The following is a 19,466-nucleotide window of genomic DNA, read 5'->3' as shown; positions in this document are numbered from 1 at the left end:
CCAGCAAGATCCTGCTTTCAGTGATCCTTGAATATCACTGCTTCACTGAGAGGCGCACGCGTGGTCCGGGTTTTGTTGGCCTTGACCTCCGGGTCTTCGTAACCGAAGCAGATACCGAAAACAACGCCCGTATTCTCGTCCAACCCAAAGGCATCGCGAATCATGTCAGGGTGCGAGCGCAGGCTGCCCATGGCGCAGGAGCTTATGCCATGGGCCGTCATCGTCAGCATCAGGGTTTGCGCGTAAATTCCGACATCCACGGCGATGGTGGCACCAAAAGAGCGATCCATGCACAAGAAGGCCACATGTGGCGCATCAAAAAATTCGAAATTACGCAGCGCCGCCCGGTTCCGTCCAGCCTTGTCGTCGCGGGCGATCTCCATTTCTCCATACAGGGCTGAGGCACATTCAACCTGGCGGCTACGATAATGGCCATCAAACTTGCTGACGTAGCTGAAATCCGGTTTTGACGGGATTCCTGACAGGGCTCGCTCAACAAACTGTTTGCACAGTGAGTTACGTAGCGCACCAGAAGCCACGACTACGCACCAGGGCTGCGTATTGCAGTTTGATGGGGCTTTCTGTGCCTGTTCAAACACTGCCCTCATTGTGCTTTCCGGCACGGGTTCTGGCAGAAACCCGCGGACAGAGCGCCGCTGCGAAATCGCATCTGCCAGCGACATGTTGGGTTTGCTGATTGCATTCATATGAGACTCCGAAACGACATGAAGGTCTTCAGCACTCGGCGCGAGTGCTCAGGCGGTGCTGGTCAGAAAAACACACCCGGCAACCAGGTCGCGATTTCCGGAAAGACCATGATGATGCCAATGGCCACTATCTCGATGATCACGAACGGAACTACAGAGGTGTAGATGTCCTTCATGGTAATGTCCGGCGGTACCACACCTTTCAGATAGAACAGGTTAAATCCAAAGGGCGGTGTCTTATAGCCGATTTCCATGTTGATCACGAACAGGATGCCGAACCAGACAGGATCGAAGCCGAGGGATTTCACGATTGGCATGAACACCGGCAGAGTGATCAGCATGATGCCAACCGGGTCGAGCACCATTGCCAGGAAGAATATGATCACCATCATTGCAATGATGATGCCCCAGGGGCCGCCGGGAATGTGCTGCATCATGCCTTCGATCAGATCTTGAGCTCCCATGCTTTGATATGCCGCGCTAAACGCGTGAGCGGCAAACAGGATCCACATGATCATGCCTGTGAGCTTGAAGGTACGGATAGCTGCTTCTTGCAAGATGCTCCATTTGAGCTGGCGATAGACGGCTGCCGAAATCAGCGAACCGAGAACGCCCATGGCGGCGGCTTCCGTTGGTGTGGTAATGCCACCGATAATCGAGCCGAGCACCATGAACACAACGCCAATGGGCAGCAGTACGGCTCTTAAGGCACGGAGTTTCTCAGGCCAGGTGCCACGTTCTTCTGGAGGCAGCGCTGGTGCCAGGTGCGGCTGAAGGGTAGAGCGCACGAGGATGTAAGTAACGGTCAGTACCATCAGCAGAACGCCAGGCATGATGCCGGCAGCAAACATCTGGCCTACGGATACCCCGGTAATCAGTGCGTAGAGAATCATCAGGATGCTGGGCGGTATCAGAATGCCCCAGCCGCCACCTGTATTGATGACGCCCAGTGCCATTTTGCGGTCATAGCCCCGTTCCAGCATGGAGGGCAGTGCGATGGTTCCCATGGCAACTACCGCTGCACCACTGATGCCAACCATGGCAGCAAATACGGCGCAGATAACCAGGGTTCCTATAGCCAGACCGCCGCGAAGGCCACCAAACCACAGATGCATCATCCGGTACAGGTCCTTTGCGACACCGGTTCGCTCCAGCACCATGGCCATGAAGACAAACAGAGGAATCGCAACCAGGGTAAAGCTGCCCATGGTGCCCCATATCTGCGAGGCCACCATATAGAAGGAATCGAATCCCCAGGTGAAATAAAGGAAGATCACCGAAACACCACCGAGAACAAAAGCCAGCGGCAAACCCAGTAGCAGGAAGAATAACAGCGAACCAAAAAACAGCAGGGTCAGGATTTCAATACTCACGACTGCTCTCCTTCAGAAGCGCTGTGATCCGGGCGGTAATAATCCAGGTTGAATGCAATGGCAATGTCTTCAAGGAGTTTTGCCAGGCCCTGCAGTACCAGCAGCCCTGTTCCGACAGGAATGGCAAGCTTGACCGGCCAGACCGGCGGGTTCCAGGCAGAGTAAGAGGTTTCCCAGTTTGATATGGATTCGCTGGCTATATCAATGCCAAACCACAGCAGTGCAAGGGTAAAAATGAAAAATATCAAAGAGGTGACGATGTCCATAAACGCCTGGTTGCGAGGCGATAGCTGCGAGTGCAGAAGATCGACATTGACGTGGCCCCGATGAGCCATGATGTAGCCTCCGGACATGACCGCATAAACGCCGAACAGCATCTGGGTAAGCTCGTTGGTCCAGACTGTGGGTGCGTTCAGCAGATAACGGAAGCCCACTTCCAGCAGCAGGAACGCGAACATGGCAAAAACGAGCAGGGCTATCCAGCGCCCGACAAAGTCATTAAGACGGGTAACCCCTCTTATGAATGCGGTCAGCACACTCATGGCATTCTCCAGGAGGATGTTGGGTTTTTCAGGGATAAAAAGGCCGGACGTCAAAGACTCCGGCCTGTATCACTTATTTAAACTCGCGGATCAGAGGTAGCCGAGTTCGGCCAGGTAGCCCTTCAGCATATCCAGCGCCTTCTTGGCGTTCTCGCTACGCTCGCCTTCCTCGTCCCACATTGCCTGTGCGGCCTTTACCAGCTTGTCCTGAACTTCATCTGGCAGAACGTTCACCTGTACACCCTGTTCGGCGATGACCTTGGCCAGAGTTATGCGCTCCTTATAAAGGTACTCGTTGGTACGGACCCAGAATTGCTCGTCGAGCGCATCCTTGACGATCTCCTGCATGTCTTCCGGCAACTTGTTGAGCGCCTTCATGCTGACAATGATGACGTCAGTTCCCGCGATGTTCAGGGCCGGTTGAACGTGGTACTTGGCCACTTCATACAGGGCCATGCTGGCGGCACCCTGAGCTGCACCCCAATGGGCACCGTCAACGATGCCGGAGTCCAGTGCCGAATAAAGCTCGCTGCCTGGAATATAAGACGCTGCAGCACCCGCTTCGGTCAGGAATTTTTGCAGAACACCGGAGGAGCGAATCTTCAGGCTGGTGAAATCTTCCCAGTTTTTGATAGGCTTTTTGACCACCATCTCGGTGGGATAAACCTTATCGGTCGCCCAGTAAACGTCGTGCTCTGCCGCTTCGTCACGGAGCATCTGCTCAAAGCCCATGCCTTGATGGAAGTATTCAGCCTCCCAGACGTTACGGAACGCAAAGGGCAGGCCGGAGGCAATGCCGGCAAGGGAGATTTTGTCCTGGGCATAGGAGGGAGAGATTGTGCCCATTTCCAGAATGCCGCGGCTTACGGCATTAAAGGTGTCCTGGGCTTTGAACAGAGCGCCTGCTTCATAGAGTTTCAGCTTCAGGCGCCCGTCTGTGCGCTCGTCCAGGACTCGCTGTAGCCTTACCAGGCTGTCAGTATAGGAACTGCTGGCGCCGGGCCAGTGGGACTGCACTCTCCAAGTAAATGTCTCTTGGGCTGCTGCGGGCGCAGCGCTTAGGGCAGCGGAAACCCCGATGGTAAGGGCTGATGCGTAAACTGTGAGGTTTTTTCGTGCTTTGGCGAAGAGATTCATGACTATGCCTCGTTCGTTGTTGTAATGATACTTCTTGTTGTTTCACTGTGCAGAACTATCGATTGCAGGGTGAATTTATGTTTTCTGAATCTATCACATGATTGGGCTTTTGCAATAGGATGTTTTATGTGTAGACAGCAGAATGTTCTTAATAAGGGTAGACCAATGATTGACAGTCAGCATTCCCATGGTGTGTTCCAGCTTGTTATCAACCGTCCCGAGAAGAAAAATGCTCTGACCCGGGAAATGTATCAGCAACTGAGTGACGCCGTAATCCGTGCCAATGAGGATGAGGCCGTAAACGCCATTGTTATCTCTGGCGCCGGAGGTGTGTTCACTGCTGGCAATGATCTGGATGATTTTCGGGCTCGTGCTACGGATGAACATCCAAAGCCCTCTGCCGGCCTGGCGTTTATCGAAGCGCTAATGGACTGTGATACGCCGGTTATAGCTGCTGTCGAAGGCCTGGCAATCGGTATCGGCACAACTCTGCTGTTACACGTGGATGTTGTGGTAGCTGCAGAGAATGCGAAATTCAAAACGGCGTTTGTGGATCTCGGGCTGGTGCCGGAGGCCGCTTCCACCGTGACCATGCCCCTGCATTTGGGCGCGCGCAGAGCCACAGATCTGTTGCTGTTGGGCGAGGTAATCAGTGGCAGCGATGCCAGGGAATGTGGGCTGGTAAGCCGGATTGTGGATGATGGGCAGGCGCTGGTTGAGGCGTTGGCACTTGCAGCGAGCCTGGCAAACAAACCCCGTGAAGCTCTGCGGGCCAGTAAGCGACTGATCCGCGCTCCCTGGCGGGAGCAGATTAAACAGGCACTGGAGCGGGAACGTCAGGTGTTTTCTGAGCGGCTTCGGTCGGAGGATTGCCGGGCCGCTCTGGCCAAGCTGACCCGGCGTTGACCGGGTTTAACGCGTGATCGTTTGCCAGTAAGGTTCGCGCAGCTCCCGCTTCAGAACCTTACCTATGGTGGAGCGGGGGAGCTCCTCGCGGAGCTCGATAGCGGAGATGCGCTGGCTTTTGCCCAGCTGTCCGTTAGCCCATTCGAGTATTGCGGGCCCGGAATCCTGGTGCCCGGGTTTTAGAACCACCAGGCCCAGAGGTGTTTCCCCCCACTGTTCACTTGGAATGCCGATAACCGCTGCATCGTCCACCGCAGGGTGAGCCAGCAGCGCCTTCTCAAGATCGACCGCGTAAATGTTGAATCCACCGGAAATAATCATGTCCTTGCGGCGATCGAGAATATAGATAAAACCGTCCTCATCGATTCGTCCCATATCTCCGCTGCGATAGAACACCTCGCCCTCAGGGCTTTCCCACAGCATTTCCCGGGTTTGCTCAGGCTGGTTCACGTAGCCTCGCATCATTGAAATAGCACGGCCAGCCAGCTCGCCGGTTTCGCCTTTCGGCAGTTCGTGGCCATCTTCGTCGATCACGCGCACTTCCGCGCCTTCTGTTGGTATGCCTACCGAGCTCCATTTGTCCGGGTGCGCGGCACAGTCGAGGCTGGTGGAAATGCCACCCTCTGTGAGGCCGTAAACCTCCCGTATGTTGCCGGGCCAGCGTGTCATGGCATCGGCTATCACGTCCGGTCTTAGCGGTGCGCTGGTGCAGAGCTTCAGCTTGAAGCTGGAGAGATCAAAGCGGTCAAATTCCGCGTCGGCCAGAATCCTCTGGTACTGCACAGGTACCAGCATGGCATGAGTCACACGGTGTGTTTCGGCCAGCTCCAGAAACCGCCGGGCGTCGAACTTTGCCATCACCACCAGAGTGCCACCGTGGAACAGCGTGGGTAACACAGAAACCAGTGTGGTGTTGGAGTATAGCGGCGTTGAAACCAGGTTAATGGCATCGCCATCCAGCCCGAAGCGGCTCATGCGCATCATTTGCCGCTGGCGGAAACGGTAGTCATGGAGAATGCCCTTCGGGGTGCCTGTGGTTCCAGAGCTATAGATGATGTTAAAGGCATCATCCAGTGATACGTCCGCAGGGCGGGCCTCAGCTGAGGCATTGGCAAGCCAGTCTCTCAGCGTCTGGCCAATTCCTTCGCCGTCTTCACCCAGGGCCATAATACGGTCGTCCGGTAATCCCTGCAGCCCGGGCCGGAAGCTGTGAAGGAGGTCCCGGTTTTTCCGTGACACAAACAGGAATTGCGCTTTGCAATCGGACAGCATCAGGCTCAGTGCTTCGGCGCTGGCCATGCCTGAAAGCGGCACCATGCAGCCGCCGGCGGTAAGTATGCCAAGATACAGAGCAACATAATCAGCGCTGTTTTCCGACAGAGCTGCAACTGAATCACCGGACTGCAACCCGGCATCTCGCAGGCGGTTGGCGATCTGGTTAGTCTGGTCCAGCAGGGCTCTCCAGCTCACCGTACCCTGTTCACTGATCAATGCCGGGTGCTCCGCGCGGGTGGTTGCAAACCTCTGTATCCGGTGGCCAATAGCCTCCATGGGCTCGTTCGGGGTTATGGGTGCGTACACCGGCATTTCGCTCAGGTTATTTTTCATTTTTGTGCCTTATGCTGCTATGGTGTTTTGACTAGTGAAATCCACTTCCGATTATATTGACTCAAAAGTGGAAGACATGACAAATTAATGCGAAAGCAAAACCGCTAGTGCAATAATAAAACCAGATACAAGGAGTAGCGGCATGGGGCGTTTTGAAGGTCGGGTGGCTATTGTTACCGGAGCAGGCAGCGGTATAGGCCGGGCAACTGCCTTGCGACTGGCCCGTGAGGGTGCTCAAGTGGTTATGGCGGATACGTCCGAATCGGGACTGGTTGAAACCGGGAATCTGATGCCGGAAGGTGCTGAGCACCTCCGTCGCCTCGTCAACGTTGCCGATGAGGCTCAGGTAAAAGACCTGGTAAGCGAGGCATTAAAGGCTTTTGGGAAAATCGACATTCTGTGCAACATCGCTGGTATTGCCAGCACAGGGAAAGGCCACCCATCGGTAACCGCAAACGAGCGAGACGAATGGGACAAGGTGTTGTCGGTTAATCTGATTGGCACCATGCTGCTCATCAAGCATGTCGCGCCGCACATGCAGGCTCGAAAACTCGGTTCCATTGTCAATACAGCTTCGGTTGCCGGTATCCGCTCCGGGGCAGGGGGCAATGCCTACAGCGCCTCGAAGGCTGGAGTGATCAACCTCACTATGACCGCTGCGTGTGACCTTGGCGATCACAATATCCGGGTGAACGCCGTCTGCCCGGGCCTGGTTGAGACTGGCATGACACGAGAGGTGTTTGATTACGCCCGTGCCCATGAAAAGGCCCACAAACTGGGCGCTCGCTGCGAACTGCGACGTTACGGCGACCCGGAAGAGATCGCAGCGGCCATTCTGTTTTTTGCCAGTGACGATGCCAGCTATATCACCGGGCAGGCGCTGCCGGTGGATGGCGGCAATACAGCCTCTCTGAACCTGCCAGGAATGAAAGTGTGATGAGTAAGCAAGTTGATGACACATATGTCGATGGTACAGAGTTGCCGGGCTTTCATAGCCTGCTTGGCTACCGACAGGCCTCCTGGGAGGAAAACGAAGCGGTTATTGCGCTGGAACTGCAGTCAAGGCATCTGAACCTCGGTGGCGTCATTCATGGCGGCGTGCTTACGTCTCTGCTTGATATAGCTATGGCCCAGGCCGGTACACACTGCCCCTTCCCGGGGCGTATGCGTAAAGCCATTACCTTGTCTTTGACCACCACGTTCACCGGCCAATGCTCCGGCGGCACCATTCGCGTGACCGGGCGCAAGCGGGCCGGTGGTACGCGGATTTTCAACAGCACCGGCGAAGTTCATGACGACAAAGGCAACCTGCTTGCCATCGCCGAAGGCACGTTCCGGATCCGGTCTGGCAGTGACAAGCCGGAAGGCGTTCCTATCTGATTTTCAGGCCATAAAACAAAACCTGACCGGTTTCTAAGGCCGGTCAACGAATAAATATCAAAAAGGAAGCCGACATGTTCGAGTTGTCTGACAAAGCTAAAAAACTGCAGGTGCAGTTGCACGAGTTTATGGATACGTACATCTATCCCAACGAGCACACGCATCACGAGCAGATTGAAAAAGCAGAGAACCGTTGGGCACCGGTTCCGATCATCGAAGAACTGAAGGCAAAGGCGAAGGCCGAAGGCCTTTGGAACCTGTTCCTGCCGGAGAGCGATCTGGGAGCCGGTCTGACCAACTTTGAATACGCCCACCTTTGCGAAATTATGGGCCGTTCTGAAATGGCGCCGGAAGTGTTCAACTGCTCCGCCCCGGATACCGGCAACATGGAAACCATCGCCCGGTACGGTAATGAAGAGCAGCAGGAGCAGTGGCTGAAGCCTTTGCTGGCAGGTGAAATTCGTTCCTGCTTCTCAATGACCGAGCCGGACGTGGCGTCCTCCGATGCCACTAACATTGCCTGCGAGATCCGTCGTGAGGGTGATGAGTATGTGATCAATGGCAAAAAATGGTGGTCCTCAGGTGCCATGACCACCACCTCCAAAATTGCCATCGTAATGGGCAAGACCGACCCGACTGCGCCCAAGCATCAGCAGCAGTCCATGATTCTGGTACCGCTGGATGCGCCCGGCGTAAAGCTTATCCGCTCGCTGACGGTGTTTGGTTACGATCATGCGCCCCATGGCCATGCGGAGATTCATTACGAAAACGTGCGGGTTCCTGTCAGCAACATGTTGCTGGGTGAGGGGCGTGGTTTTGAAATCGCCCAGGGTCGCCTTGGGCCAGGCCGAATTCACCACTGCATGCGCACTATTGGTGTTGCGGAACGTGCGCTGGAGCTGATGTGCAAGCGTGCCAATGAGCGCGAGGCGTTCGGCAAGCCGCTGGCCAGCTTTGACTCTATCCGCAAGGACATTGCCCGCAGCCGTATCGAGATCGAGCAGGCGCGGCTGTTGACACTCAAAGCCGCACACATGATGGATACCGTTGGTAATAAGGTAGCCCGTCAGGAAATCGCCATGATCAAAGTGATTGCTCCAAGCATGGCGCTGAAGGTGCTTGACCGTGCCATTCAGGTGCACGGTGGTGCCGGCGTGAGCCAGGACACCTTCCTTGCGTCAGCATGGGCCAAGGTTCGGACGTTGCGATTGGCGGATGGCCCGGATGAAGTGCATCTGGATTCTGTAGCCAAGATTGAACTGCGTCAGTACCGCTGATCAGACTGAAACCTTGATGGAGGCGCGAGTTATGAATAACCCACTTTTTGATATGACCGGTAAGGTGGCCCTGATCACGGGTTCCACTAAAGGCATCGGCCGTTCAATTGCCGAAGAAATGGCCCGGCTGGGCGCAAAAGTCGTCATCTCCAGCCGCAAAGCTGACGCCTGCGAGCAGGTAGCAAACGAACTGAAAGCCCAGGGGTATGAGGCCATCGCCATACCCTGCCATGTTGGCAAGAAAGATGACCTGCAGAACCTGGTGAACAAAACCAACGAAGCCTGGGGCAGTATCGACGTGCTCGTATGCAACGCCGCCACCAATCCTGTTTATGGCCCCACCTCCGAAATGACCGACGAGGCCTGGGACAAGATCATGGACACCAACGTAAAAGGCACCTTCTGGCTCACCAACATGGTGCTGCCGCAGATGGCAGAAAAAGGCGAAGGTGCTGTTGTATTGCTATCCAGCATCGCCGGAATCCGTGGCAACACTACCATCGGGACCTACGGCGTATCCAAGGCCGCAGAAGCTGCACTGGCGAGAAATCTGGCTGTGGAGTGGGGACCGAAAGGCATCCGCATCAACAGCATCGCCCCCGGCCTGATCAAAACCGACTTTGCCCGCACACTCTGGGAAGATCCGGTACGCGTGAAGCGCGCCGAAGACAAAACCCCACTGAGAAGAATCGGCGACCCGGTCGACATCGCCGGCCTGGCCGTATTCCTGTCAACCAAAGCCAGCGCCTACATAACCGGCCAAACCATAGTAGCCGACGGCGGCGAAACTATTTGTTGAGACAGAGCCTCGCGTGTCGTGGTGAGGCCGGCGGGTGGTGTGTCTTTCTTCCGGGAAAAAGAACTCGCTGCGCTCAGACACCTTTGTTCCCTGCAGAAAGACACACCACCCACCGTCCGCTAACCGTTTGCAGGCTGCGGCACTTAAAGATTAAAGAAGGCTTAGACAAATCATGAGTATGAAGCCGGAATTGGTAGAGGTTCTGCCAGCACACAAATTCGATGAGTCCAGACTTCTGGTCTGGCTGCAAAAGCAGTTACCAGAGGTTGGTAACCGTCTGGCAGTCAGACAGTTTCAGGGTGGCCAGTCGAATCCCACGTTCCTGCTGGAAACCGACCGCGGCAGTTATGTTCTGCGGAAGAAGCCTCCGGGTAAAACCCTGCCTTCCGCCCACATGGTGGAACGTGAATACAAGGTGATGCGTGCGTTGTCCCAGCACACCAGTGTGCCAGTTCCTGATGTCCGGGTGCTTTGTGAGGACAGCGACATCATCGGTACACCGTTCTACGTGATGGATTATATGGAAGGCCGTATTGTCAGCCACTCCGCCTTGCGAGAGCTGGATCGTCAGGAACGGCTGCCAGCCCATCACTCTGCCATCGACACACTCGCAGAGCTGCACTCCGTTGACGTGAATGCCGTTGGCCTTGGCGACTATGGGCGTCCAGAAGGCTATGTGGAACGCCAGGTTTCGCGCTGGAGCAAACAGTATCTGGCTGCCAAAACAGACGATATGCCAGCCATGGACAAGCTTATGGCATGGCTGCCCGAAAATCTGCCTTCGACTGATGAGTGTGCTATTGCGCACGGTGACTATCGCTTCGGCAACCTGATGCTGGCTCCGGACAAGCCCGAGGTGATCGCCGTTCTGGATTGGGAGCTTTCTACGCTTGGGCACCCGCTGGCGGACTTGGCCTATTATTGCCTGCCCTATCATCTGCCATCGGATATGCCGGGCATGCGCGGGCTGCAAGGGGAAGATCTGGAAACACTGGGCATACCAAACGAGCAGGAAACCATCGCTCGCTACTGCGCCAAAACAGGCCGCGAAAGTATTGCAGACTGGCACGTCTATCTCGCGTTTTCGCTGTTCCGGTTAGCCTCTATCGTCCAGGGCGTCTACAAGCGTGCGCTGGACGGTAATGCCGCCAACGCCAATGCTCTGGAAGTGGGTAAACGCGCCAGCCTGCTGGCCGAAACCGGCTGGAAAATCGCCAGTGCAGGAGAGCAGGCATGACAGCACCCATCGTTCGGCGCATCCTTATCACCAACGACGACGGCATTAACGCCCCGGGGCTGGCGCGGCTGGAAAAGATTGCCCGTAACCTGGCAGAAGAAGTCTGGATTGTTGCTCCGGAGCACGACCGCAGCGGTGCGGGCCAGAGCATCTCCATACACCACCCGTTGCGGGTATACGAAACCGGGGATAAACGCTACGCGGTTTCCGGTACCCCGGCGGATTGTGTGCTCTATTCCCTTGCCCAGTGGTTCAGTGAAACACCTCCGGATCTTGTGTTGTCTGGTGTCAATTGCGGTGCCAACATCAGTGACTCTGTGCAGTATTCGGGTACGGTTGGCGCGGTGCTCAGCGCTCACCATATGAACATTCCCGCCATTGCCCTGAGTCAGGCCTTTCTGTCTCGAGAAGGAATCGACTGGGCGCCCGTCGAGCAATTTGGCGAAGCGGTAATCCGCAAGCTATGGCAGCCGGGCGAAAGGCGGGCCTGGAACGTGAACTTTCCTGCCTGCGAGGCAGGAGATATCGTTTCTGCGCGCTGGTGTAAGCAGTCCAGCGGTTCCATCCAGCAAGCTCGCCTGCAGGCAGGCCATGATTCCCGGAACCTGCCTTATTGGTGGCTGGGGTTTGATCGCAGCTCCCGGCATATCATAGCACCGGATTCCGATGTGGCTGTGCTGAGAGACAGGGCGGTTGCCATTACACCCCTGAGACATGAAGGCCCCTTGCCCGGGGATACCAAAGAATTTGATCTGTCGGCGATGCTGGCAGGCTGATGTACACCTGGAGACAACAATAATTATGTTCACACGTCACTATGCGGTCTGGCCTAAAGAGTTGCCCAAGACCATGACTCTGCCGAAAACCAGTGTTTTTACCAATCTGGAAATATCGGCACTGCGCTATCCCGATCACACAGCCATCATTTTCTACGATGCGTTCATCACATACCGTCGGCTGCTGGCGGAAGTGGAGGCCATGGCAGGTTACCTGCAGGCGCAGGGTGTGAAAAAAGGTGATCGAGTGCTGCTGTATATGCAGAATTCGCCGCAGTATGTGATCTCCTACTACGCGATTTTGCGGGCGGATGCGGTGGTGATTCCGATAAACCCGATGAACCGGGCCGCAGAGCTGGAACACTATATTGCGGATACGGGCTCGGCGGTATGCCTGGCGGGCCAGGAACTGGCTGAATATATTACGCCGCTGTTGGGAAAAACCGATCTGGAACAGATCGTGGTGGCTTCCTACAACACATACATCAAGCCTGATACCGACCTGGATCTGCCTGCGGAAGTAGCAAGCCCCGCCTGGTCGGGTGCTGTTCCGGGCGTAGTGAGCTGGGAAACCGCCATGGCGGCGGGCTATAGTCCCCAAAAGCATACAGCAGGCCCGGAAGACCTGGCAGTGATCCCCTATAGTTCGGGTACAACCGGCGCCCCAAAAGGCTGTATGCACACGCATCGCTCAGTAATGGCAACGGCGGTACACCGTGTGTTCTGGAACCTGAGCACTTCCGACAGCGTGCAGCTGGCCACCCTGCCATTTTTCCATGTGACCGGCATGACCGGCTCCATGAACGGGCCAATTTTCGCTGGCTCCACATCGGTGATTATGACGCGCTGGGATCGCACCACCGCATCAAGGCTCATTGAACGCTACAAGGTCACCGGCTGGACTAACATCGTTACCATGGCGGTGGACTTTCTTTCCAATCCGGATATAGGCAAATACGACCTCTCCAGCCTCAACATGATTGGTGGCGGAGGTGCCGCCATGCCCGGCGCCGTTGCGGAAAAGCTGAAAAGGCTGACGGGGCTCGACTACATTGAGGGCTATGGCCTGTCAGAAACCATGGCTGCAACCCATATCAACCCCAATGCGAAGCCCAAGGCCCAGTGTTTGGGTATCCCCGTGTTTGATGTGGACAGCCGGATTATTGATGTGGATACCCTGGAAGAGAAAGCGCCGGGTGAAACCGGTGAGATCGTTTCCTGTGGCCCGCAGGTAACCATCGGCTACTGGAACCGGCCGGCGGAAACCGATGCGGCGTTCGTCGAAATTGATGGCAAGCGTTTCTTCCGCACCGGCGATCTCGCCTATTACGACGAAGAGGGTTACTTCTTCATGGTCGATCGCCTTAAGCGAATGATCAACGCATCCGGATTCAAAGTGTGGCCTTCGGAAGTTGAGGGCATGATGTACCGACACCCTGCCATTCATGAGCTTTGTATTATCTCGGCCCCGGATCCCAAACGTGGGGAAACGGTGAAAGCCTGTATCGTGCTCACACCTGAAGCGGAAGGCATCACCAGCGTTGAGGACATTACGAGTTGGTGCAAGGAACAGATGGCGGTCTACAAAGTACCCACCATTGTTGAATTTGTGAGTGCCTTGCCAAAGTCCCCCACGGGCAAGCTGATGTGGCGATCGCTTCAGGAGGAAGAGTGGAAGGGAAGGGACGGATCATGAATAATAAGCCCAGTATTCTGATTGTGGGTGCCGGAGCTATTGGTAGCTTCTACGGCGCCATTCTGAAGAAAGCCGGTTGCTCCGTGAGCACTGTGTTGCGCTCAGACTATGATGCGGTCAGAGCCCGGGGTATTCGTATCACAAGCGCGCTGGGAGATCTGTCCTATCATCCCGACCATGTATATCGGGATGGTGACCTGCCGGAAGAAACGCCGGACTTTCTCATCTTGTGCGTAAAAGTATTGCCCGGTGTGGACCGGGTTGCACTGGTTGCGCCCTGGATGGGTGAGAAGACCCGCCTGGTACTGATCGAAAACGGCCTGGATATCGAAACCGAGCTTGCCGATGCCTATCCGGAGAACCCTCTTATAAGCTGCCTGGCCTTCATTGCCGCAAGCCGCACAGAATCCGGTATCGTTGAACACAAAGCCTACGGCAAGTTAGTGATGGGGCGTTATCCGGAAGGTGTTGATGAGAGCTGCCGGGTTTTGTCTCAGCTGTTTACAGAGGGTGGCATTAAGGTCGACCTGACAGAGCGTGTCGTGGGCGAGCGCTGGCGCAAGTGCCTCTGGAATACCCCGTTCAACCCTTTATCTGTTATTGCTAACGGTGCGGACACCCGAACTATTCTGGATACGGCGGGTGGCGAAGAGCTGATCCGGGCCATGATGCGTGAGGTGATGGAGGTGGCTGCGGCAGAAGGCTATCCAATGGATAAGGCGTTGATCGATCAGAACATAGAGGGCACCCGCAAAATGCCTGCCTACAAGAACAGTATGGCGCTGGATTATCTGAATGACCGCCCGGTTGAACGGGAGGCAGTATTGGGTAACGTGGTGACGTTAGCCAAGCGTCATGGCATTGCAGTGCCTCACCTGAATACGGTGCTGGTGACTCTGAAAATGCGCGCAGCGCTGGAGGGGCGGGAATAGTATTTAGGCAGTATTTAGGCAGTATTTGGATAGTATCCGGAGCCCCCTTGCGGGGCTACGGATAATGTAATTCTGTTCAAAAGTTTTGTTCAGAAGTCTCGTTCAGACTACATACATGGCGAGGTTTTCTGCAACGCAGGCCGGCTTGTCCTGCCCGTTTATTTCCACGGTGGTTTTGTAAGTCGCCAGGGTTCGTTTGTCGTCCACCGGTACAACGTCTATCAGCTCGACTCTGGTGCGGATCTCCGAACCCACCGGCACTGCCGCTGGAAATCGCAGCTTATTCAACCCGTAGTTAATCGTGGCCTTCGTACCCGTTACCCGCAGGGCCTGGGGGTTGAGCCGGGACATCAGGGATACCGTCAGATATCCATGAGCGACCGGGCTTTTCCAGGGCGATTCCCGCTTTGCCCGCTCCACATCCACGTGAATCCACTGGTGATCACCCGTGGCATCGGCAAACGCTCCGATCATATCCTGGGTGATGGTAAGCCAGGGGCTGTAGCAACACAGGTTCCCTTTATGGCTGGCCAACTTGTCGAGTTGTATTTCCACCATGTTATGCCCTTCTTAGACTGCGTAGCCGGGGGTTTTGCTGTCGAGAAGTCGCAGCAGTGCCGGCCAGGTGAGCGCCGCTGCGCTACCCAGGGCTTGTGACTGTTCTGCGGTAGTCCGGATGGCCTGCTCGGAAGGCATATACACTGGGCCGCAACTCTGTGCTTTAACTTGTATCTCGCAGGCTTTCATCAGGAAGTACAGGTACGTAAAGGTTTCCGGTACGTCTTTACCGGCAGTCAGAACACCATGATTGCGCAGCAACATCATGGATTTGTCCCCGAGGTCCCGTATCAGGCGCTCACGCTCATCCAGGTTCAGAGCTACACCTTCATAATCGTGGTAACTCAGGTGCGCCAAACAGAGCATGGCCGTCTGGCTCAGGGGCAGCAGGCCGTCTCTGTGGGCGGAAACGGCCACGCCATCTGCGGCATGAAGGTGCATGACGGCACCGGCATCGTCGCGCCCCATGTGCACAGCACTGTGTATGGTGAAGCCTGCCGGGTTCACCCGGCCAAGACCGCCGGATTCCACAACCTGTCCGTCCCTGTCCACTTTCACCAGAGAGGATGCGGTGATCTCGTGGAAGAGCAGGCCATAGGGGTTAATGAGAAAATGGTGCTCGGGGCCAGGCACCCGGGCGGAGAGGTGGGTGAAAACCAGATCGTCCCACCCGAACAGGGCAACAAGACGATAGGCCGCAGCCAGTTCACTGCGAACCTGCCACTCGGCTTTTCTCAGAGTGTCGGCGCCGGTATTTGAGGTGTTTGTTGTCATATGTTGTTCACCTTATTTCTCACTTTGCATAAAAAAGGGGGTGGCAAGCCACCCCCGAAAAAGACCTCTGACTGATCAAAAGAGGTCTCAGGCTCACTGATCAAGGAGTTTAGCTTGCCTGTAAAAGGGAGGCGTAGTTTTCCAGGTGAAAATCATCGTCACCCAGCTGGTGATTGATCATGATCAGACGCTTGGCGTAATGGGCAAAATTGTATTCCCATGTCATGCCAATGCCACCGTGGGACTGTATGCCCTGTTCGGAAATGAACTGCCCGCTGCGGCCGATAACGTTTTTAGCAGCAGACAGCACGCGACGGCGCTCATCGCTCTGTTCTTCATCTGCCACGCTGGCCGCCAGAATAGCCATGGAACGGGCCTGTTCCAGTTCAGACATCATGTCTACCATGCGGTGCTGCAGTACCTGGAACTTACCGATAGGTACGCCAAACTGCTTGCGCTGCTTGAGATAATCCAGAGTCAGCTCGTTGGCGGCTTCCATAACACCGACAGCTTCCGCACACAGTGCTGCAATGGCACGGCCTGCCTGATACTCAATCACCTCGGCGGCACTGCCTTCTTCGCCCAACAGTGCATCAGCACTTACCTGAACATTGTTCAGCGTAATATCACAGCCTTTTGAACCATCAATGGTCGGGTAAACACGGCGCTCAATGCCTGCCGTATCTGGTTTCAAGGCAAACAGGCTGATGCCGTTAGCATCGCGGGTGTCGCCCGAGGTGCGAGCGGAGAGCAGAATGACGTCAGCACAATGCCCACCAATCACAACGGCCTTGCGGCCATTGAGCAGGTAGCCACCGTCTTTTTTCTCGGCGCGGGTTTCCACATCGTTCAGATTGTAGAAACTCTGGGGCTCCTGAAGCGCAACCGCTGCTTGCAGTTCGCCGCTGGCAATGCCGCCCAACCAGGCTTCTTTCTGGCTATCGTTGCCGGCCTGGCTGATAAGCCCACCGCCAAAAATGACAGACTGCAGGTATGGCTCCAGGCAAAGGCCACGGCCCAGTTCGGTCATAACCGACTGCACTTCTACACCGCCACCACCGAAGCCGCCCAGCTCTTCTGAGAAGGGCACAGATGTTAGCCCAAGCTCACTGAGCTGCTTCCAGAAATCCACGCTGAACCCGGCATCGGTTTCGCTGAACCCCAGGCGCTTTTCAAAACTGTATTCACCGCGCACCAGGCGGGCCACGGTGTCCTGCAGCATCTGCTGCTCTTCATTGAGTCGGAAATCCATGGTCGCCTCCTTAAAGCCCGAGAATCATTTTCGACACGATATTTTTCTGGATCTCGTTGGATCCGCCGAAAATCGAGAGCTTACGATTATTGAAGTACTGAGCTGAAAGGGGTGCAGCATTTTCGTCTGACAGGAACTCGCCTTCATAATCAAGGTTCAGTTCTTCTTCCACAAACGGAATGGAATAGGGCCCAATGGCTCTGCGCGCCAGGTCGTTAATAGCCTGGCGGATTTCTGTGCCCTTTACCTTCAGCATGGAGCTTTCCGCGCCGGGCATGCCGCCGCCTTCAACTGAGGCAATAATGCGGAGGTTACTGATCCCCGCAGCCATAAGGTCAATCTCAACCTTGGCAATGCGCTGGCTGAACGATGAGTCTTCAATCAGCGGGCGGCCATTCTTGATGCGGCGAGATGCCAGCTGCTTCAGGTGAGACAGCGCGGCTTTGGACAAGCCGATGCCGGCCAGGCCGGTGCGCTCATAAGTCAGCAGGAACTTGGCGTAAGTCCAGCCTTTGTCCTCTTCGCCTACGAGGTTCTCAACCGGAACCTTCACATCTGAAAAGAAGACTTCGTTCACCTCGTGCTCACCATCAAGGGTGATGACCGGGCGCACTGTGATACCTGGTGTGTTCATATCGATCAGCAGGAACGAAATGCCTTCCTGTGCCTTCACCTCGGTATTAGTGCGCACCAGGCAGAAAATCATGTTGGCGTACTGGCCAAGTGTGGTCCAGGCTTTCTGGCCGTTCACGATGTAGTGGTCGCCCTCGCGCACTGCGCGGGTCTTCAGTGATGCCAGGTCAGAGCCGGCGCCGGGCTCGGAATAGCCTTGGCACCACCAATCTTCACCGCTGAGGATGCGGGGAAGATAGGTCTGCTTTTGTTCTTCGTTGCCGAACCTGATGATAACCGGCGCCACCATGTTCACACCGAACGGGATAGACCGGGGTACGCCGTAATGACAGGACTCTTCATCCCAGATGTGCTTCTGAACCGGTGTCCATTTTACACCGCCATACTCTTCCGGCCAGTGCGTGGCGTACCAACCTTGCTTGCAGAGAATCTGCTGCCAGCGCTGGTGGTCTTCTTTGGACAGGTGACGGAAACCCTTCACTTTGGCGGCAAGGTCTGCCGGCAGTTTCTCTTCCAGGAACGCCCGCACTTCGTTGCGGAAAGCGAGCTCCTCGGCGGTGTAGTTCATGTTCATGATTAGCCTCGTCGTGTTGGGCTTTTTGGTATCAGCTAAACGCTGCGATTCCGGTCTGGCCGCGGCCAAGAATCAGGGCGTGGATGTCATGAGTGCCTTCATAGGTATTCACAGCTTCGAGGTTCATGACGTGACGGATTACGTGGTATTCGTCGGAGATACCGTTACCACCGTGCATGTCGCGGGCAACCCGTGCGATGTCCAGAGCCTTGCCGCAGTTGTTGCGCTTGAGCAGAGAGATCGCATCCGGAGTGGCGTCACCAGCATCTATCATTCGGCCCAGCTGCAGAACGGCCTGCAGGCCTAGAGTAATTTCGGTCTGCATGTCTACCAGCTTCTTCTGGATCAGTTGGTTTGCGGCCAGGGGTTTGCCGAACTGCTTGCGCTCAAGGGTGTAGCTACGGGCTGCGTGCCAGCAAAATTCAGCGGCGCCCAGAGAGCCCCAGCTGATGCCAAAGCGGGCTTTGTTCAGGCAGCTGAAGGGGCCTTTCAAACCCTCCACTTCCAGCTTGTTTTCTTCTGGTACAAAAACATCATCCATAAAGATGGAACCAGTTTCTGAAGCGCGAAGCGAGAACTTGCCAGGAATTTTCGGGGTTTCAAGGCCTTTGGCGCCTTCACGCTCGATGACAAAACCGTTTATCTTCCCATCCAGCTTCGCCCAGACCACGCACACATCAGCGATAGGGGAATTAGTGATCCAGGTTTTGGATCCGCTCAGCAGGTAGCCGCCATCCACTTTTTTGGCGCGGGTTTCCATGCCTGCCGGATCAGAGCCGTGGTTAGGCTCGGTCAGGCCGAAACAGCCAACCATCTCGCCAGAGGCCAGCTTGGGCAGAATGCGCTTCTTCAGGGCTTCCTGGCCAAAGGCATGAATCGGGTGAATAACCAGTGAGGACTGAACGCTCAACGCGGAGCGGTAGGCAGAATCAACGCGCTCTACCTCGCGGGCGATCAGTCCGTAACACACATGACTGAGGCCTGGGCCGCCATATTGTTCCGGCAGGGTGGCGCCAAGCATGCCCAGGTCGCCCATCTCGTTGAAGATGTTGCGATCAAACTTTTCATGGCGATTGGCCTCGATGATGCCCGGCATCAGGCGCTGATCACAGAAACTGCGAATACTGTCCCGAACCTGGCGCTCGGTTTCATCCAGTTGTTTGTCAAACTGCAGCAGGTCATCCCAAGGTGCAGAAGCCATGTTGTTTCTCCTCAGTAAAATCAGTTGTTAACCCGTTCAATCACAGCGGCAATGCATCTTCCGTTGGGGTTCAGCCGAGAACCTGGGGAAGGGCGTCCGGGGGT

General features: G+C 55.7%; 19 protein-coding genes. 9 read left to right on the top strand and 10 right to left on the bottom strand.

Annotation, left to right across the window (positions count from 1 at the left end):
* Nucleotides 1–17 precede the first annotated feature (17 nt).
* The 4 genes from BUA49_RS01200 to dctP all read right to left on the bottom strand — a co-directional run bounded on the left by BUA49_RS01200 (nt 18) and on the right by dctP (nt 3,759).
* Nucleotides 18–707, bottom strand: a complete 690-nt coding sequence (locus BUA49_RS01200; RefSeq protein ID WP_072794977.1) for a nitroreductase — start codon at nt 705–707, stop codon at nt 18–20.
* A 62-nt stretch (nt 708–769) separates the two neighbouring features.
* Nucleotides 770–2,080, bottom strand: a complete 1,311-nt coding sequence (locus BUA49_RS01195) for a TRAP transporter large permease (protein WP_072794976.1) — start codon at nt 2,078–2,080, stop codon at nt 770–772.
* A complete protein-coding gene (locus tag BUA49_RS01190; protein WP_072797557.1) occupies nt 2,077–2,622 on the bottom strand; it encodes a TRAP transporter small permease subunit in 546 nt (181 codons plus the stop codon). Before BUA49_RS01190 ends, BUA49_RS01195 begins: the two co-directional genes overlap by 4 nt.
* Before the next feature lie 90 nt (nt 2,623–2,712).
* The gene (gene dctP, locus BUA49_RS01185; RefSeq protein WP_072794975.1) at nt 2,713–3,759 is read right to left on the bottom strand and encodes a TRAP transporter substrate-binding protein DctP; all 1,047 of its coding nucleotides are present in this window, start codon (nt 3,757–3,759) and stop codon (nt 2,713–2,715) included.
* A 165-nt stretch (nt 3,760–3,924) separates the two neighbouring features.
* Between dctP and BUA49_RS01180 the strand changes: the two genes are divergently transcribed.
* Nucleotides 3,925–4,665: an enoyl-CoA hydratase/isomerase family protein gene (locus BUA49_RS01180; RefSeq protein ID WP_072794974.1), complete on the top strand. Its 741-nt coding sequence runs from the start codon at nt 3,925–3,927 to the stop codon at nt 4,663–4,665.
* Nucleotides 4,666–4,671: 6 nt separating this feature from the next.
* Here BUA49_RS01180 and BUA49_RS01175 read toward each other — a convergent pair whose 3' ends face one another.
* Nucleotides 4,672–6,273, bottom strand: coding sequence for a class I adenylate-forming enzyme family protein (locus BUA49_RS01175; protein WP_072794973.1), 1,602 nt, complete (start codon nt 6,271–6,273; stop codon nt 4,672–4,674).
* Nucleotides 6,274–6,415: 142 nt separating this feature from the next.
* Here BUA49_RS01175 and BUA49_RS01170 point away from each other — a divergent pair, with 142 nt between their 5' ends.
* From BUA49_RS01170 to BUA49_RS01135, 8 genes are all read left to right on the top strand, one after another.
* Complete coding sequence (locus BUA49_RS01170) at nt 6,416–7,210, top strand: SDR family NAD(P)-dependent oxidoreductase (RefSeq protein WP_072794972.1); 795 nt, start codon at nt 6,416–6,418, stop codon at nt 7,208–7,210.
* Complete coding sequence (locus tag BUA49_RS01165) at nt 7,210–7,653, top strand: PaaI family thioesterase (protein ID WP_072794971.1); 444 nt, start codon at nt 7,210–7,212, stop codon at nt 7,651–7,653. The genes BUA49_RS01170 and BUA49_RS01165 overlap by 1 nt, the downstream gene beginning before the upstream one ends.
* A gap of 74 nt (nt 7,654–7,727) precedes the next feature.
* Nucleotides 7,728–8,930 carry an acyl-CoA dehydrogenase family protein gene (locus tag BUA49_RS01160; protein ID WP_072794970.1) on the top strand — a complete coding sequence of 401 codons (1,203 nt, stop codon included), beginning with the start codon at nt 7,728–7,730 and terminating at the stop codon, nt 8,928–8,930.
* 31 nt (nt 8,931–8,961) lie between these two features.
* Complete coding sequence (locus BUA49_RS01155; RefSeq protein ID WP_072794969.1) at nt 8,962–9,729, top strand: SDR family NAD(P)-dependent oxidoreductase; 768 nt, start codon at nt 8,962–8,964, stop codon at nt 9,727–9,729.
* A 172-nt stretch (nt 9,730–9,901) separates the two neighbouring features.
* Nucleotides 9,902–10,966, top strand: a complete 1,065-nt coding sequence (locus tag BUA49_RS01150; RefSeq protein ID WP_072794968.1) for a phosphotransferase — start codon at nt 9,902–9,904, stop codon at nt 10,964–10,966.
* Nucleotides 10,963–11,742: a 5'/3'-nucleotidase SurE gene (surE, locus tag BUA49_RS01145; RefSeq protein WP_072794967.1), complete on the top strand. Its 780-nt coding sequence runs from the start codon at nt 10,963–10,965 to the stop codon at nt 11,740–11,742. Before BUA49_RS01150 ends, surE begins: the two co-directional genes overlap by 4 nt.
* A 25-nt stretch (nt 11,743–11,767) precedes the next feature.
* Complete coding sequence (locus BUA49_RS01140) at nt 11,768–13,438, top strand: long-chain fatty acid--CoA ligase (protein WP_072794966.1); 1,671 nt, start codon at nt 11,768–11,770, stop codon at nt 13,436–13,438.
* Nucleotides 13,435–14,370, top strand: a complete 936-nt coding sequence (locus tag BUA49_RS01135) for a ketopantoate reductase family protein (protein WP_072794965.1) — start codon at nt 13,435–13,437, stop codon at nt 14,368–14,370. The genes BUA49_RS01140 and BUA49_RS01135 overlap by 4 nt, the downstream gene beginning before the upstream one ends.
* A gap of 102 nt (nt 14,371–14,472) precedes the next feature.
* Here the strand turns inward: BUA49_RS01135 and BUA49_RS01130 are convergent, their stop codons facing one another.
* From BUA49_RS01130 to BUA49_RS01110, 5 genes are all read right to left on the bottom strand, one after another.
* Nucleotides 14,473–14,928 carry a MaoC family dehydratase gene (locus BUA49_RS01130; protein ID WP_072794964.1) on the bottom strand — a complete coding sequence of 152 codons (456 nt, stop codon included), beginning with the start codon at nt 14,926–14,928 and terminating at the stop codon, nt 14,473–14,475.
* A 12-nt stretch (nt 14,929–14,940) separates the two neighbouring features.
* The gene (locus tag BUA49_RS01125; RefSeq protein WP_072794963.1) at nt 14,941–15,702 is read right to left on the bottom strand and encodes a class II aldolase/adducin family protein; all 762 of its coding nucleotides are present in this window, start codon (nt 15,700–15,702) and stop codon (nt 14,941–14,943) included.
* 109 nt (nt 15,703–15,811) lie between these two features.
* Nucleotides 15,812–16,954: an acyl-CoA dehydrogenase family protein gene (locus tag BUA49_RS01120; protein WP_072794962.1), complete on the bottom strand. Its 1,143-nt coding sequence runs from the start codon at nt 16,952–16,954 to the stop codon at nt 15,812–15,814.
* Nucleotides 16,955–16,964: 10 nt separating this feature from the next.
* On the bottom strand, nt 16,965–18,161 hold the full coding sequence (locus BUA49_RS01115) for an acyl-CoA dehydrogenase family protein (RefSeq protein WP_072794961.1): 1,197 nt from the start codon (nt 18,159–18,161) through the stop codon (nt 16,965–16,967).
* Nucleotides 18,162–18,192: 31 nt separating this feature from the next.
* Nucleotides 18,193–19,362: an acyl-CoA dehydrogenase gene (locus BUA49_RS01110; protein WP_072794960.1), complete on the bottom strand. Its 1,170-nt coding sequence runs from the start codon at nt 19,360–19,362 to the stop codon at nt 18,193–18,195.
* Nucleotides 19,363–19,466: the final 104 nt, after the last annotated feature.

The sequence above is a fragment of the Marinobacter antarcticus genome, assembly GCF_900142385.1.
Lineage (GTDB): Bacteria > Pseudomonadota > Gammaproteobacteria > Pseudomonadales > Oleiphilaceae > Marinobacter > Marinobacter antarcticus.
Note: the sequence above shows the minus strand (reverse complement) of the source record. Positions and strands in the feature narration are given on the sequence as shown.

Excerpts from the sequence above, each read along its gene's own strand:
- BUA49_RS01120 (WP_072794962.1), bottom strand. The coding sequence starts at position 16,954 with ATGGATTTCCGACTCAATGAAGAGCAGCAGATGCTGCAGGACACCGTG.
- BUA49_RS01180 (WP_072794974.1), top strand. The coding sequence starts at position 3,925 with ATGATTGACAGTCAGCATTCCCATGGTGTGTTCCAGCTTGTTATCAAC.
- BUA49_RS01150 (WP_072794968.1), top strand. The coding sequence starts at position 9,902 with ATGAGTATGAAGCCGGAATTGGTAGAGGTTCTGCCAGCACACAAATTC.
- BUA49_RS01110 (WP_072794960.1), bottom strand. The coding sequence starts at position 19,362 with ATGGCTTCTGCACCTTGGGATGACCTGCTGCAGTTTGACAAACAACTG.
- BUA49_RS01155 (WP_072794969.1), top strand. The coding sequence starts at position 8,962 with ATGAATAACCCACTTTTTGATATGACCGGTAAGGTGGCCCTGATCACG.
- dctP (WP_072794975.1), bottom strand. The coding sequence starts at position 3,759 with ATGAATCTCTTCGCCAAAGCACGAAAAAACCTCACAGTTTACGCATCA.
- BUA49_RS01165 (WP_072794971.1), top strand. The coding sequence starts at position 7,210 with ATGAGTAAGCAAGTTGATGACACATATGTCGATGGTACAGAGTTGCCG.
- BUA49_RS01190 (WP_072797557.1), bottom strand. The coding sequence starts at position 2,622 with ATGAGTGTGCTGACCGCATTCATAAGAGGGGTTACCCGTCTTAATGAC.
- BUA49_RS01175 (WP_072794973.1), bottom strand. The coding sequence starts at position 6,273 with ATGAAAAATAACCTGAGCGAAATGCCGGTGTACGCACCCATAACCCCG.
- BUA49_RS01170 (WP_072794972.1), top strand. The coding sequence starts at position 6,416 with ATGGGGCGTTTTGAAGGTCGGGTGGCTATTGTTACCGGAGCAGGCAGC.
- surE (WP_072794967.1), top strand. The coding sequence starts at position 10,963 with ATGACAGCACCCATCGTTCGGCGCATCCTTATCACCAACGACGACGGC.
- BUA49_RS01115 (WP_072794961.1), bottom strand. The coding sequence starts at position 18,161 with ATGAACATGAACTACACCGCCGAGGAGCTCGCTTTCCGCAACGAAGTG.
- BUA49_RS01135 (WP_072794965.1), top strand. The coding sequence starts at position 13,435 with ATGAATAATAAGCCCAGTATTCTGATTGTGGGTGCCGGAGCTATTGGT.
- BUA49_RS01160 (WP_072794970.1), top strand. The coding sequence starts at position 7,728 with ATGTTCGAGTTGTCTGACAAAGCTAAAAAACTGCAGGTGCAGTTGCAC.
- BUA49_RS01130 (WP_072794964.1), bottom strand. The coding sequence starts at position 14,928 with ATGGTGGAAATACAACTCGACAAGTTGGCCAGCCATAAAGGGAACCTG.
- BUA49_RS01200 (WP_072794977.1), bottom strand. The coding sequence starts at position 707 with ATGAATGCAATCAGCAAACCCAACATGTCGCTGGCAGATGCGATTTCG.
- BUA49_RS01125 (WP_072794963.1), bottom strand. The coding sequence starts at position 15,702 with ATGACAACAAACACCTCAAATACCGGCGCCGACACTCTGAGAAAAGCC.
- BUA49_RS01140 (WP_072794966.1), top strand. The coding sequence starts at position 11,768 with ATGTTCACACGTCACTATGCGGTCTGGCCTAAAGAGTTGCCCAAGACC.